9 protein-coding genes are annotated in these 14,185 nt (G+C 31.3%); 2 read left to right on the top strand and 7 right to left on the bottom strand.

What is annotated here, in order from left to right; all coding sequences use genetic code 11:
* Positions 1-14: 14 nt before the first annotated feature.
* Complete coding sequence (locus tag Q0762_RS09805) at positions 15-779, bottom strand: tetratricopeptide repeat protein (protein ID WP_298766460.1); 765 nt, start codon at positions 777-779, stop codon at positions 15-17.
* A 114-nt stretch (positions 780-893) separates the two neighbouring features.
* Between Q0762_RS09805 and Q0762_RS09800 the strand changes: the two genes are divergently transcribed.
* Together Q0762_RS09800 and Q0762_RS09795 are read left to right on the top strand one after the other, a co-directional pair.
* The gene (locus Q0762_RS09800; RefSeq protein WP_298766458.1) at positions 894-1,973 is read left to right on the top strand and encodes a DNA replication/repair protein RecF; all 1,080 of its coding nucleotides are present in this window, start codon (positions 894-896) and stop codon (positions 1,971-1,973) included.
* Between the two features lie 75 nt (positions 1,974-2,048).
* Entirely contained in the window at positions 2,049-2,345 is a 297-nt protein-coding gene (locus Q0762_RS09795; protein ID WP_298766456.1) for a DUF721 domain-containing protein, read from the top strand.
* A gap of 194 nt (positions 2,346-2,539) precedes the next feature.
* Here the strand turns inward: Q0762_RS09795 and miaA are convergent, their stop codons facing one another.
* The 6 genes from miaA to Q0762_RS09765 form a co-directional block, all read right to left on the bottom strand.
* A complete protein-coding gene (gene miaA, locus Q0762_RS09790; RefSeq protein WP_298766454.1) occupies positions 2,540-3,463 on the bottom strand; it encodes a tRNA (adenosine(37)-N6)-dimethylallyltransferase MiaA in 924 nt (307 codons plus the stop codon).
* Position 3,464: 1 nt separating this feature from the next.
* Positions 3,465-4,289 carry an ion transporter gene (locus Q0762_RS09785; protein WP_298766452.1) on the bottom strand — a complete coding sequence of 275 codons (825 nt, stop codon included), beginning with the start codon at positions 4,287-4,289 and terminating at the stop codon, positions 3,465-3,467.
* A gap of 131 nt (positions 4,290-4,420) precedes the next feature.
* A complete protein-coding gene (locus Q0762_RS09780) occupies positions 4,421-6,196 on the bottom strand; it encodes a long-chain fatty acid--CoA ligase (RefSeq protein ID WP_298766450.1) in 1,776 nt (591 codons plus the stop codon).
* A gap of 548 nt (positions 6,197-6,744) precedes the next feature.
* Entirely contained in the window at positions 6,745-10,434 is a 3,690-nt protein-coding gene (gene purL, locus Q0762_RS09775; protein ID WP_298766448.1) for a phosphoribosylformylglycinamidine synthase, read from the bottom strand.
* A gap of 131 nt (positions 10,435-10,565) precedes the next feature.
* Positions 10,566-12,764 (bottom strand): endonuclease, encoded by a 2,199-nt coding sequence (locus tag Q0762_RS09770; RefSeq protein WP_298766446.1) that lies wholly within the window; start codon positions 12,762-12,764, stop codon positions 10,566-10,568.
* 46 nt (positions 12,765-12,810) lie between these two features.
* Entirely contained in the window at positions 12,811-14,025 is a 1,215-nt protein-coding gene (locus Q0762_RS09765) for a methyltransferase domain-containing protein (RefSeq protein WP_298766444.1), read from the bottom strand.
* Positions 14,026-14,185: the final 160 nt, after the last annotated feature.

Here is a 14,185-nt window from a genome sequence, read left to right as displayed (position 1 = left end):
CCAACAACCAAAAACTAGTTTGCGTATTTTGCAGCGTTTATAAACTTTTCTATACTTCTACCTTGTTCTGAGCTTGGGTAGTTTGCTTTTATTTTTGAAAATAAAGTTTCTGCTTTTCCAAATTCTTTTAATTGCATTGCAGTTTGGCCTGCTTTGTATAAAAATAATGGAGATGTAAATGTGTTGTCTTTTTTATTAGCAGCTTTTTCGTAATATTCTAAAGCCTGTTCTGGTTGATTAATATCTGCGAAAGCATCACCAATAGCACCTAATGCAACAGGACCTAATAAAGCATCATCAGAATTAAATTTCTCTAAATAAGTAATTGCTTTTTCGTAATTTTTCATTTGCAAATAAGAAACTCCAGCATAATAATTTGCTAAATTTCCTGCATCTGTACCACTATAAGATTCAGCAATGTCTAAAAATCCAAATTTACCATCTGTACCTTCTAAACCTAAATTTAATAAAGAATCTATACCTGAACCTGCAGTAGAAGCTTCATCAAAATATTTTCTTGGAAAAGCCAATTCATTAGAAGCCTCCAATTCATTTGGTTCTACAACGTATTTATTATATGCTAAATATGCTAAAAAGACAACTACAACACCAACTAATGCATAAAAAAGTGGTTTGCTGTTTTTTTCAATCCACTGTTCAGATTTAGAAGCTGTTTCGTCTAAAGTATTAAAAACTTCAGCAGTTGTGCTTTCCATTTCTTCTACTTGTTGCTGTTCTTTTTTACCTTCTGGTTTATATTTTTTCTTGTATGTTGCCATTGTTGCTTTAAAATTAGTGCGGACAAAAATAGTTTTTTTAATTGGATTTTAAAAGTCTATAATTCGCAAAATTTTCAATAATTTGCAAATTGTTTTATAGGTTAATTTATATACATGTATTTACAAAAACTTTCTTTACTTAATTTTAAAAATATAACATCTCAATCTTTTGATTTTCAGGAGAAAATAAATTGTTTTGTGGGTAATAATGGTGTGGGAAAAACCAATGTTTTAGATGCTATTTATTACCTTTCGTTTGCAAAAAGTTATTTTAATTCGGTTGCAGGTCAAAATATAAAACATGGCGAATCTTTTTTTATGGTTGAAGGAGATTATTTTTTAAAAGAACGAAATGAAAAAATTGTTTGTAGTTTAAAAAAAGGGCAAAAGAAAGTTTTAAAAAGAAATGGTAAAAATTACGAAAAATTTTCTGAACATATTGGCCAACTTCCTTTGGTAATTATATCGCCAGCAGATAGAGATTTGGTTACAGAAGGCAGTGATACCAGGAGAAAGTTTATAGATGGCGTAATTAGCCAGCAAAACAAAAAGTATTTACAAGATTTGTTGGCGTACAATAAAGTATTAAGTCAAAGAAATGCACTGTTAAAATATTTTGCAGCAAATAGAACTTTTGATGCCTTAAATTTGAATGTTTATAATGAACAATTGGCTTTGTATGGAACAAGAATATATGAAGTTAGAAAAGATTTTTTAGAACGTTTTATTCCTATTTTTAATGAAAAATATGCTTTAATTTCTGGAGATAAGGAGCAAGTTAATCTAAAGTATAAAAGTCAGCTTCATGATTTTTCTTTAGAAGCGTTGTTACAAAAATATGTTGAGAAAGATAAAATGATGCAGTATACAACTGCTGGCATACATAAAGACGATTTAAGCTTTGATATTGGAGATTACCCGATAAAAAAGTTTGGTTCTCAAGGACAACAAAAATCATATTTAATTGCCTTAAAATTTGCGCAGTTTGAATTTATTAAACAACAAGCAAACGTTACTCCAATTTTACTTTTAGATGATATATTTGATAAATTAGATGAAAATAGAGTAGCGCACATTATAGATTTGGTAAATAATAATAAATTTGGACAAATATTTATAACAGATACGCATAAAGATAGAACAGAAAGTATACTAAAACGAAGTGATAAACCATACCAGATTTTTGAATTATAAAGTTTAAAGTTCTAATGTATAACTGATTAATTTTTGTAATTTTTAAACCACAAACAAAAACCAAAAACCACAAATATGTCTAAAAGAGAAAACGATTCTGTTTCAGTTAAAGATTTAATGCAACTTTTTATCACAGAGAATAATTTGAGCAAGGGAATGCAGAAAATTAAAATAGAAGAAACATGGCATAAAATGATGGGGCCAGGTGTGGCAACACATACTACTTCTGTAAAATTGCAAAACAAAACTTTAATTATACAATTAACTTCATCTGTTTTAAGAGAAGAATTAAGTTACGGTAAAGAAAAAATAATTAAAATGATGAATGAGGAAGTAGGAGAGGAAGTAATTCAGAAACTAATGTTGGTATAATTTTTCTCTAATTTAAACTTTTAAATCTACCAAGAAGGTTTTTACTCTTAAAGTATCCATTCAATTTTTATCTTGGACAACCCAATTATTATAGAAACATAACATAATCTTTTTTAGTAATGTTAAGATTGTTTTCATAAAGCTAAATATTTGAAACAAAGATAGAAAAGCAAATGAATACCTAAAAATTCTAATTATGTATTTGCGTTAATTTTATTAGAAATTGTGGCTATAATATTATTAGCATTGGTGGTATAATCAAACCAAATTGTTTCTAGGTCTCTTTTAAACCAAGTAAGTTGTCGTTTTGCAAAACGTCTAGTATTTTTTTTAATTTCAGAAATTGCAAATTCTTTGGTAAAATCTCCATCAAAATAAGCAAATAATTCTCTATAACCTACGGTTTGTAGTGCATTTAAACTTTTATGCGGATATAAATTTTTAGCCTCTTCCAGTAATCCTTTAGCCATCATAATATCTACTCTTTGGTTTATTCTATCATATATAATTGGTCTATCTGCGTTTAAACCAATTTTTATGCTGTTAAAGTTTCTAGGTTTTTTAGGTTTATTTTTAAAAGTGGAGTAGGGTGTACCAGAAGAAATACAAACTTCTAAGGCTCTCATTATTCTATGTGGATTGTCTAAAGCAATATTGTTGTAGGTTTCTAAATCTAATACTTTAAGTTGGTTTTGTAGTGTTACAATTCCATCTGCCGCCAATTGTTTTGTTAAATTTTCACGAATTTCAGGATCAACTTCAGGAAAATAATCTAAGCCTTTTAAAACAGCATCTACATACAAACCAGAGCCACCTACCATAATTTGCACATTGTTTTTTTTGAATAAAACGTCTAGTTTTTTTAGAGCATCTCTTTCAAATTCACCAACATTATAATTATCAAAAATACTTCTGTTTTGTATAAAGTGATGTTTTGCACTGGATAATTCCTCGGGTTCTGGCACAGCAGTACCAATAGACATTTCTTTATAAAATTGTCTTGAATCGCAAGAAATAATGTCTGCATTAAACGCTTTAGCAAGCTGAATGCTTAATGCAGTTTTGCCAATTGCTGTAGGTCCTACAATGGTTATTAAGGTGTTTTTTGTTATATGCATACTAATTTAAAATACTACCACAATTATAGCAAAATGTTGCATTTTTTGTATGTTTCTCTTTTAAACAAGTTGGGCAAGCTTGCGTGTTTATGTCTAAGTCATAATCTTTTTTAGTAATTTCTGCACTTACAATTCCTGTAGGAATTGCAATAATAGAGTAACCTAATATCATTATTGCACTTGCAATTAATTGTCCTAATGGTGTTTGTGGGGCAATATCACCAAAACCTACTGTAGTTAAAGTTACAATAGCCCAATATATACTTTTGGGTATGTTGTTAAATCCGTTTTCTTCACCTTCTACCATGTACATTACAGTGCCTAAAATGATGCAAACAATTAAAACAAAAAATAAAAAAACTGCAATTTTAGCTCTACTTGCTTTTAAAGCCAATAAAAGAGTATTAGAAGCACCAATGTATCTGCCTAATTTTAAAATTCTAAAAACTCTTAATAACCTTAAGGCTCTAAGCGCAACTAAACCTTGTGAACCAACCAGAAAAAACGATAAATACATGGGTATTGTTGAAAGAAAATCAATAATACCATAAAAACTAAGTACATATTTTAAAGGTTTTTTAATGGCAATAATTCTTAAAATATATTCAATAGAAAATAAAATCGTAATTACCCACTCACCAATATATAGCGCGTTGTGGTACGTATTGTCTATTTGGTTTACACTTTCTAGCATTACCAAAATAATACTAGCTAAAATGGCTATCAATAAAATTACATCAAAAACTTTACCTTGTTTGGTGTCTGCTTCGTAAATAATTTCATGAAGTTTGTTTTTCCAATTATTGTTTTTTGTAGAATTACTCAAAATAGAAGTTTTTTCTCTTACAATAGTACAAAGATTTAATCATTTTTTTAATCTTTAATGCAAATTCTTAGGTTTCAACAATGATATTTTATTCAAAAAAAACACCGATAAAAATATCGATGCTTCCAAGTTTAATTGTTATATATTTTTTGATATAAATCTTTATAAATCTCCTTAATAACTGCTCTTTTCATTTTCATGGTTGGGGTTAAATGTCCATCATCTATAGACCAAACATCTTTGGTAAGTTCAAAACGTTTAATTTGCTCCCATTTACCAAAATTGCTATTACATTTATCAACTTCTTGCTGAATTCTTTTGATTACAATGTCTGAATTGGCAATTTCTTCATTAGAAGTACCAATATTATGGTTTTTATGTTTGATCCAACCTTGAATAAATTCAAAATTTGGCTGAATAATTGCAGCTGGCATTTTTTCACCTTCACCAACAACCATAACTTGTTCTATAAATAAAGATTGTTTTAATTCTCCTTCTAATAAGGGTGGTACCACATATTTACCACCAGAAGTTTTAAACATTTCTTTAGTTCTACCAGTAATTTTTAAGAAACCTTCGGCATCAAATTCACCTTTATCTCCAGTATAAAAGTAACCGTCTTTTAAAACAGATTCAGATTTTTCTAAATCTTTATAATACCCTAGCATAACGTTAGGGCCTTTTACTAAAATTTCTCCATTTTCTGCAATTTTAACTTCAACTTCCTTTATGGGTTTGCCAACAGTACCTGTTTTAAAACCTTTGTTTCTTTGGTCGTTCACGGTTACTACTGGAGATGTTTCTGTTAAACCATAACCTTCCATAATTGGCATACCAGCTGCTGCAAAAACTTTTGTTAATCTTTCTTGCAATGCTGCACTACCAGAAACCATTAATTTAAGTTCGCCACCAAGTGCTGCTTGCCATTTAGAAAATATTAATTTTCTAGCCAAACCAAGTTGTTTTTCGTACCACCAGCCATTTGCACCATTAGGTTTATATCTTAAACCTAAATTAACAGCCCAAAAGAATAACCCTTTTTTAATACCCGTTAAAGCCTCTCCTTTTAAAATAATTTTGTCGTAAATTTTCTCATACAAACGTGGTACAGCAGTCATTACGTTTGGTTTTATTTCTTGTGCATTTTCAGATAGTTTTTCTATAGATTCTGCAAAATAAATTGAAACTCCACAATATTGATATAAATAAAGAATCATACGTTCAAAAATATGGCAAACAGGTAAAAAACTTAAGCCAACATCTTTACCATATTCTAAAGGTACTCTTTCTTTAGAAGCAAGCACATTACTTACAATATTTTGGTGAGAAAGCATAACACCTTTAGGTTTTCCTGTAGTACCAGAAGTGTAAATTAAAGTAGCTAAATCTTCTGTTTTTACGTTATTTTTTCGGGTTTCTAACTCAAGATTATAATTTTGGTTGTTGCCCAATTCTAAGATTTCTTTCCAAGATTTTTCGCCAGCAATATCATCAAAAGTAAAAATGGCTTTTAATTTGGTATTTGCTTTAATGGCATTTATTTTTTCTAAAACCTCTACATCAGAAACAAAACAATAGATAGCTTCTGAATGGTTTAAAACATACTCATAATCTTCTTTACTAATAGTTGGGTAAATTGGTACATTTTGGGCACCAGTTTGTAAAACACCAATATCACATATATTCCATTCCGTTCTATTTGTAGAAGAAATTACGGCAATTTTATCGTTAGGTTTAACACCTAAACTAATTAAACCCTTGCTAATTAAATTTGCTTGTTCTATATATTTTTGGGTAGAAATACTTTCCCAATTGTTATGATATTTACTGGTAAATGCTTTTTGTAAATTGTAAGTCTCTAATTGATAATAAGGAAAATCGAATAATCTTTTTATTTCTATTGCCATAAATTTAATTTTGTTACTGCAAATTAGGGAATTTACAGGTATTTAACAAATAGTTATTTTAATAGATGGTTTTTTAAGAAATATTTATAATTTTATCATATAAAATAATTATTTCTTAAAATAAATTAAGCTAACTTATAAAAATTAGCTTAATTATTTAAATCACAGAAATAATTATTGGGAGAATAATACTATAGAAAGTTGTATGCTATAGAAACTAGCCTCTTTTTTGTGTAAAAAGAAGCTAGCTATAATTTGGTTATGATTAGCCCCTAATCCAATCAGTTTCCATTATGGCGCAAATTAATTTTATTTTTTAAACTACAGATAGGTGTTTTTACTTGTTTTTTAACTTACGTATTTTACTGAAAATTAAAAAATTAGCGTCTTTTTTATAGAAACATTTTATTTGGGCGTTTTAACGGGCTTTACGCACTCGCTTCCCGCTAAAAAGCGGGAGAGCTCAAACAATGCTGCAATCCCTAACGCAAAAAAAAACAGCTTTTAGTAATTCTAAAAGCTGTTTTTTTTAAAGGAAATAGATTTTATTATTTGTTCTCTATCCAAAATCTTGCGTTTACAAAAGCTGTTAACCAAGGCGTAACTTCGTCTTGTCTGTCTGTTGGGTAATGTGCCCAATTCCATTGAAAAGTAGAACGTTCTATATGTGGCATAGTTACTAAATGTCTTCCAGATTTATCCGATAACATTGCTGTATTAAAATCAGAGCCATTTGGGTTGTTTGGGTAACCTTCATAAGCATATTTGGCAACAATATTATAGTTTTCTTCTGCTTCTGGTAAGTTAAATTTACCTTCTCCGTGCGAAATCCAAACCCCTAACTCAGTTCCTGCTAAAGAAGATAGCATTACTGAATTATTTTCTTGAATTTTTACAGAGGTAAAAGAACTTTCGTGCTTTTTAGAATCGTTATGTACCAGTTTACCATGTATTTTATGTTCAGGATTTATTAAATCCAATTCCATCCATAGCTGTGCGCCATTACAAATACCAACCGATAAAGTATCTTCTCTTTTAAAGAAGTTTTTAAGTGCAGTATTTGCCTTTTCATTATATTTAAAAGCTCCTGCCCAACCTTTTGCAGAACCTAAAACATCAGAATTAGAAAAACCACCAACAGCACCAATAAACTGAATGTCTTCTAAGGTTTCACGACCAGAAATTAAATCTGTCATGTGTACATCTTTTACATCAAAACCAGCTAAATACATTGCATTTGCCATTTCGCGTTCAGAATTACTTCCTTTTTCACGAATTATTGCAGCTTTTGGTTTGTTAGATTGCTTCACTGTGTTTGCAACATCCTCTAATTTTCCTGTAAAATCTTTTGGAAAAGTGTATTGTAAAGGTTGCTTTTTAAAGTTTTCGTAACGGTTTTTAGCCAAACCATTTGCCGTTTGTTTATCGTCTAATAAATACGATGTTTTGTACCAAACGTCTCTAAATTCTGAAACATTTAAGCTAAACTTATCTTCGTTGTTTTTAATTACAACCTCACCAGAATTGTTTGCGGTACCAATTTTAAAAGCTACAATTCCGGCTTCTTCTAAAATACCTTCAACAGTTTGGTCTGCTTGAAAAACAATACCTGCATTTTCTGAAAACAATACTTTTATAGAATCTTCTTCGTTCAGTTCAGAAATATCAAAATTTGCACCTAAATCTACATCAGCAAAACACATTTCTAACAAAGTAGTAATTAATCCACCAGAAGCAACATCATGCCCAGCCTTAATTTTATTTGCTTTAATTAATTTCTGAATGGTGTTAAATGTGTTTTTTAAATAAGGAGCGTTTGTAACATCTGGCGCTTCATTTCCAATAGCATTTAAAGTCTGGTTAAAAGAACTTCCACCTAATTTGTATTCGTCTTGAGATATGTTTATATAGTAAATATTGCCGCCATTTGCCTGTAAAACAGGTTCTACAACTTTAGTAATTTCATTACAGTTTCCTGCTGCAGAAATAATAACTGTTCCAGGAGATATTACATCACCATCAGCATATTTCTGTTTCATAGACAAAGAATCTTTACCAGTTGGTACATTAATGCCTAAATCTATAGAAAATTCTGAAATTGCTTTAACAGCTTTGTACAAACGTGCATCTTCACCTTCGTTTTTACAAGGCCACATCCAATTTGCCGATAATGAAATTGAAGCCAAATTGTCTTTTAAAGGTGCCCAAATAATATTGGTTAATGCTTCTGTAATAGAATTTCTACTACCTGCTTCTGGGTGAATTAATCCAGAAATAGGCGAGTGGCCAATAGAAGTAGCAACGCCTTCTTTACCTTTGAAATCTAAAGCCATTACGCCAACATTATTTAATGGAATTTGCAATGGACCCACACATTGTTGTTTGGCAACTTTACCACCAACACACCTATCTACTTTGTTTGTTAACCAATCTTTACAAGCTACAGCTTCTAATTGTAAAACTTGGGCTAAATAAATTTGTAAGTTTTTAGTTTTGTAACGTGGGTTTTTATATTTTCTAACAATAGTTTTGTCTGTCATTATTGTTTTTGGAGAAGAACCAAACATGTCTTCTAAAGCTAAATCCATTGGTTTTTCTCCAGTGGTTTTAGATTCAAAAGTAAAACGATTATCGCCAGTAACATTACCCACAGTATACATTGGCGAGCGTTCTCTTTCTGCTATTTTTTGTAAGGTTTCTGTATGCTTTTCTGCAATAACCAAGCCCATTCTTTCTTGAGACTCGTTACCAATTATTTCTTTTGCAGACAAGGTTGGGTCTCCAACGGGTAATTTATCTAAATCTATTTTTCCACCAGTATCTTCTATTAATTCAGACAAACAATTTAAATGGCCACCAGCACCATGATCGTGAATAGAAACAATAAAATTTTCTTCACTTTCTACCATTCCACGAACTGCATTTGCGGCACGTTTTTGCATTTCTGGATTAGAACGTTGTACGGCATTTAATTCTATACCAGAAGCAAATTCTCCTGTATCTGCAGAAGAAACTGCAGCACCACCCATACCAATTCTATAGTTTTCTCCACCAAGAATTACAATTTTATCGCCTTCTTTTGGCGTATCTTTTAAAGCTTGTTCTACTTTGCCATAGCCAATACCACCAGCTTGCATAATTACTTTATCAAACCCTAATTTTCTTGCAGGAGCCTCACTAGAAGAGTTGTTTTCTTCATGCTCAAAAGTTAAAACAGAACCTGTAATTAAAGGTTGCCCAAATTTGTTACCAAAATCAGAAGCACCATTAGAGGCTTTAATTAAAATGTCCATTGGTGTTTGGTATAACCAATTTCTTTCTTTGAATTTGTGTTCCCAAAACCTGTTTTCTTCTAAACGAGAATAAGAAGTCATGTAAACAGCGGTTCCTGCCAAGGGTAAAGATCCTTTTCCGCCAGCAAGCCTATCTCTAATTTCTCCTCCAGAGCCTGTAGCAGCGCCATTAAAAGGCTCTACAGTAGTTGGGAAGTTATGTGTTTCTGCTTTTAATGAAATTACAGAATCATAATCTGAGGTTGTATAAAAATCTGGTTTATCTGCTGTTTTTGGCGCAAATTGCTCTACTTTAGGTCCTTTTACAAAGGCAACATTATCTTTATATGCTGAAACAATATCGTTAGGAAATTGCTTTGATGTTTCTTTTATTAATTTGAATAATGAAGTTGGCATTTCTTCACCATCAATTACAAAAGTTCCATTAAATATTTTATGCCTACAATGTTCTGAGTTTACTTGACTAAAACCAAAAACTTCTGAATCGGTTAGCTTTCTTCCTATTTTATTTGCTACACTTTCTAAATAAGTAACCTCTTCATCACTTAAAGATAAACCTTCTTGCTTGTTATACGCGGCAACGTTTTCTATTTCTAAAATAGCTTCTGGTTGCACTTTTACGGTAAATGATTCTTGATGTAAACTTTTAAATTTCTCTGAAATCATAGGATCAAAGTCGGCAAAATCTTCTGATATAGCCATAAATTCTTCAATTCTAATGATATCTGAAATTCCCATATTTTGGGTAATTTCTACAGCATTTGTGCTCCAAGGCGTTATCATTGCCGCTCTTGGACCAATAAAAAAAGCATCTATTGATGCCTCGTCTATTTTTGGTGCGTCACCAAATAACCATGTTAATTTGGCAATAGTTTCTGCGGTAAATTCTTTTGTTGTTTGAACAGCAAATACCTTACTGTTTTTGTTTCCAAAGAAATGAATCATTTTTTATAGTTTGCAATAATTTATAAGCTACAAATTTAATTCTTTACAATGAATTTAGCGCATAAAAAAACTCGCAATATTTGCGAGTTTTTTAAAAGGGTTATTAACAATAAAATACAACTTTTAAGGTGTTATAATTTTATAAACTTTTTACTGCTAGTTTTTTCTCCAGAAATAAAATTAATTAAATACACACCAGAAGTTAATGCAGAAATATCTATTTGTTTAGCGTTTGCTTTTAATTTTTCTGTTTTTACCAAAGTACCTAAGACGTTATAAATTTTAAGAGTAACCGCTTCTTTATTAGAAATAGAAAGGTTATTTCCCTTTACAGGATTTGGGAAAATCTTTATGGCGTCTAAAATTTGGTTGTCTTCTGTACTTAATGTACTCGTAAAAGAACCAATACCACTGTAGGTATTTACAGGAAATGCTTCCCATTCTCCTTGTTCACTAAAAACAGGGTTGGGTTTGCTAATATCTCCGTTTCTTCTTAAGGTAATGTTTTGTATGTGGTTGCTAGAGTTATTTAACTCTCCAACCATGTCTATTAAAACGCCATTTTTATACAATCCAACAGGATCATTTCCATTAAAGTTTAAAGGTGATGCAAATTGATAAGGCGGATTAGCATTGCTTGGTACTTCCATATCTGCATTGCTAGTTAACTCTGTTTCTGATGCTCCAGAGTGTATAATTACAAAAACATCATTTGGTAAAATACTTGCAGAAGAACCTTGTAAAATAAAGCTTTGATTGTCTAATGCTAAATTATCTACCCAACTGCCTCCATTAGATTGTTTTTGCAAAGAATAACCAGCTAAACTTACAGTTTTACCTGTAAGATTTACAATTTCTATGGCTTTGTTGTTTCCGGTATTTGGCTCTACATATTCAGAAATAAATAATTCGTCTGCAACACCATTGCCACCTTCTATAGTAGTAACAGTTATGGTGTTAGATTTTACAGAAACATTACCAGAGGTATCTTTTGCAATAACGTATGCTGTATATGCTGTTGTTGCTGCCAACCCAGTTATAATAGCAGTTGTACCTGTTACGTTTTGGTCTAATTGATTATTTAAATAAACATCATAAGAAGCAATTGCATTGTTGTCTGTAGATGCTGTCCAAGAAAACGTAAAAGAAGTGTCTGAAATATTGTTAGCTATAACATTAGTAGGCATAGAAGGAGCAACAGTATCTGCTAATGTTGTTCCATTTGCAACAGTACTTAATGCAGATTTGTTATTTACTAAATCTTTAGCTAAAATTGTTATTGCATAGCTAGTATTTGGTGTTAGGTTTGTAAGGGTAGCATTAGTGGTAGTGGTTTGCGTTGCTAAAGTTCCATCAACAAAAACATCATAACCGGTTACCGCTTCATTATCTGTAGATGCTGTCCAAGAAATATTAAAGGAAGTAAAAGTAATGTTGTTAATTGTTACATTTGTTGGTGCTGTTGGTGCTTCTCTATCATTAGATGTATAAATTCCCCAAGTATCTTGTGCAGAATCTCCACCCCAAATTCTTGTTGCCAAAAATGGGTTGTCTATAAAAGGATTTCTATTTCCTTGTGCAGCAGCATTATTGGTGTTTTCATGATAGGTATTTCTAGCTCTTTCAAAATCAGAAACAGGATCTTCTACATTCCATTTTAAAAATAAATCAATCATGTCATCTGGCGTATTTGTATTGCTACCAACGCCAACTGCAGTTGGTAAACAAACATTACCATAACGCACGTACATATACATTATCATTCTTGCAACATCTCCTTTCCATTCATCTCCAGGATAATAAGCCGCTGTATTTGGGCCATCATTTCCTTGATGAGTGTCTAATGAAGAAAAACCAGAATTACCTGTTCCTCTTCCAAATTTTCGATTACTTCTAGAAGAATTTCTACCAGGATCTGCTGGTCTTAAATGATGCGCATCTGCACCAGGACCTACTGTTCCTAAATTGGGGTTTCCAAGAGATCTAGCAAATACGTGTTCTCTGTTCCAATCTGAAGCTGCACCACCATTCACGTTAATGTTTCTAGTTCTATCGTTTTCTAAATTGCTATCAGAACCGTTTTCAAAGCCATAAATTAATAAAACTTCATTTGGGTTATTTGGGTTTACGTCCGTTGCTTTTGAGGCAGTCCAAACATCTGGTGTATAATCTAAAAAATTAACATGAGTTGCTGTAATTTTAGTTGCCAGTGCATTTTTTAAGGCTACACCTGTTAATTGTAAATCTACATCGCTGTAATAAGATTGTACTTGAGAAAAAACATTTAAAGATGCAACGGTAAAAATAAAAAGGAATAATTTTTTAATCATTTTTTAATTAATTTAAGTTATCAGTATCAGTTTTACTCATTTTTAACTACTGTTTTCTTTCTAATAAAGCCATGTAAAAACCATCGAAACCAGAAACATGAGCCAATACTTTTTTATCTTTTACAAAGGTAAACTCTTTTCCCGCTTCTGATGTTAAGAAACTATTAACTTGATTTTGATTTTCTGATGGTAAAACAGAACATGTAGCATATACCAGTTTACCACCTGGTTTTACCATTTTAGAATAACTTTGTAAAATTTCTTGTTGTACTTTTTTTATATTATCTATAAATTCTGGTTGTAATTTCCATTTAGAATCTGGGTTTCTTCTAATTACGCCTAAACCAGAACAAGGTGCATCAATTAAAACTCTGTCTGCCTTACCATATAGTTTTTTAATTGGTTTGGTAGAGTCTAAAACGCGCATGTCTATATTGTGCGCTTTATTTCTTTTAGCTCTTACTTTTAATTTACGCAATTTACTTTCGTAAATATCCATGGCAATTATTTGCCCTTTATTTTCCATTAAGGCAGATAAATGTAGCGTTTTACCACCAGCGCCTGCACAAGTATCTACCACTTTCATACCTGGTTTTACATCTAAATAAGCTGCAACAAGTTGCGATGATGCGTCTTGCACTTCAAAAAAACCGTTATGAAAAGCTTCTGTTTTAAAAACATTGGCTCTTTCTGGTAATACAAGGGCATCTGGATGGTTTGGCACAAACTCTGTAATTACGTTTTCTGAACGTAATTTTTTTTGTAGCATTTCTTTAGAAATATTTAAAGTATTGGTTCTTAAGATAACTTTTGCTTGCTCATTTAAAGCTGCAATTTCTTTGGTCCACGTTTCTTCTCCTAATTCAGTTACACAAATCTCGTCCATCCAATCTGGAATAGATTCTCTGTATTTTCTTGTTTTTGATAGTTCTGCAAATCGTCCTTTAATTCTACGTTCTGGCACATCACCAATTTGATTCCAGTCTGGTAATTTAATTCCTCTTAAAATACACCAAACAGAAAATAACCTCCAAATGTTATCTCTATCATAAGGTGCTTTTACTTCTGCTATTTCTGCGTATAATCTATTCCAGCGTACAATATCATAAATGGTTTCTGCAACAAATTTACGATCTCTTGCGCCCCAGCGTTTGTCTCTTTTTAAAGCTTTTTCTACCGCTTTGTCTGCATAAACGCCTTCGTTAAATATATCTCTAATACTGTCTATAACAGCAAAGGTTAAGTTTCTGTGTAGTCTCATTTTTTAATTTGATAATGAGTTGCAAATGTACGAGAAATAAAAGGTATTTAGTAAAAACTTAAGGCACAAAAAAAGTCCTACCTAAGCAGGACTAAAGATTTTCATCTACGGCATATAGCCTTATTGTGATAAGATTAAAGATTAGAAATTTAATCTGTGT

It is taken from the genome of uncultured Polaribacter sp., from assembly GCF_947495205.1.
Taxonomy (GTDB): Bacteria; Bacteroidota; Bacteroidia; order Flavobacteriales; family Flavobacteriaceae; genus Polaribacter.
The sequence above is the reverse complement of the archived record's forward strand: the minus strand, read 5'-3'. Positions and strand labels throughout refer to the sequence as shown.

What these genes read in the sequence shown, in the direction of transcription:
- Q0762_RS09805 (WP_298766460.1), bottom strand. Translation starts at nt 779, where the DNA reads ATGGCAACATACAAGAAAAAATATAAACCAGAAGGTAAAAAAGAACAG.
- Q0762_RS09800 (WP_298766458.1), top strand. Translation starts at nt 894, where the DNA reads ATGTATTTACAAAAACTTTCTTTACTTAATTTTAAAAATATAACATCT.
- Q0762_RS09795 (WP_298766456.1), top strand. Translation starts at nt 2,049, where the DNA reads ATGTCTAAAAGAGAAAACGATTCTGTTTCAGTTAAAGATTTAATGCAA.
- miaA (WP_298766454.1), bottom strand. Translation starts at nt 3,463, where the DNA reads ATGCATATAACAAAAAACACCTTAATAACCATTGTAGGACCTACAGCA.
- Q0762_RS09780 (WP_298766450.1), bottom strand. Translation starts at nt 6,196, where the DNA reads ATGGCAATAGAAATAAAAAGATTATTCGATTTTCCTTATTATCAATTA.
- purL (WP_298766448.1), bottom strand. Translation starts at nt 10,434, where the DNA reads ATGATTCATTTCTTTGGAAACAAAAACAGTAAGGTATTTGCTGTTCAA.
- Q0762_RS09770 (WP_298766446.1), bottom strand. Translation starts at nt 12,764, where the DNA reads ATGATTAAAAAATTATTCCTTTTTATTTTTACCGTTGCATCTTTAAAT.
- Q0762_RS09765 (WP_298766444.1), bottom strand. Translation starts at nt 14,025, where the DNA reads ATGAGACTACACAGAAACTTAACCTTTGCTGTTATAGACAGTATTAGA.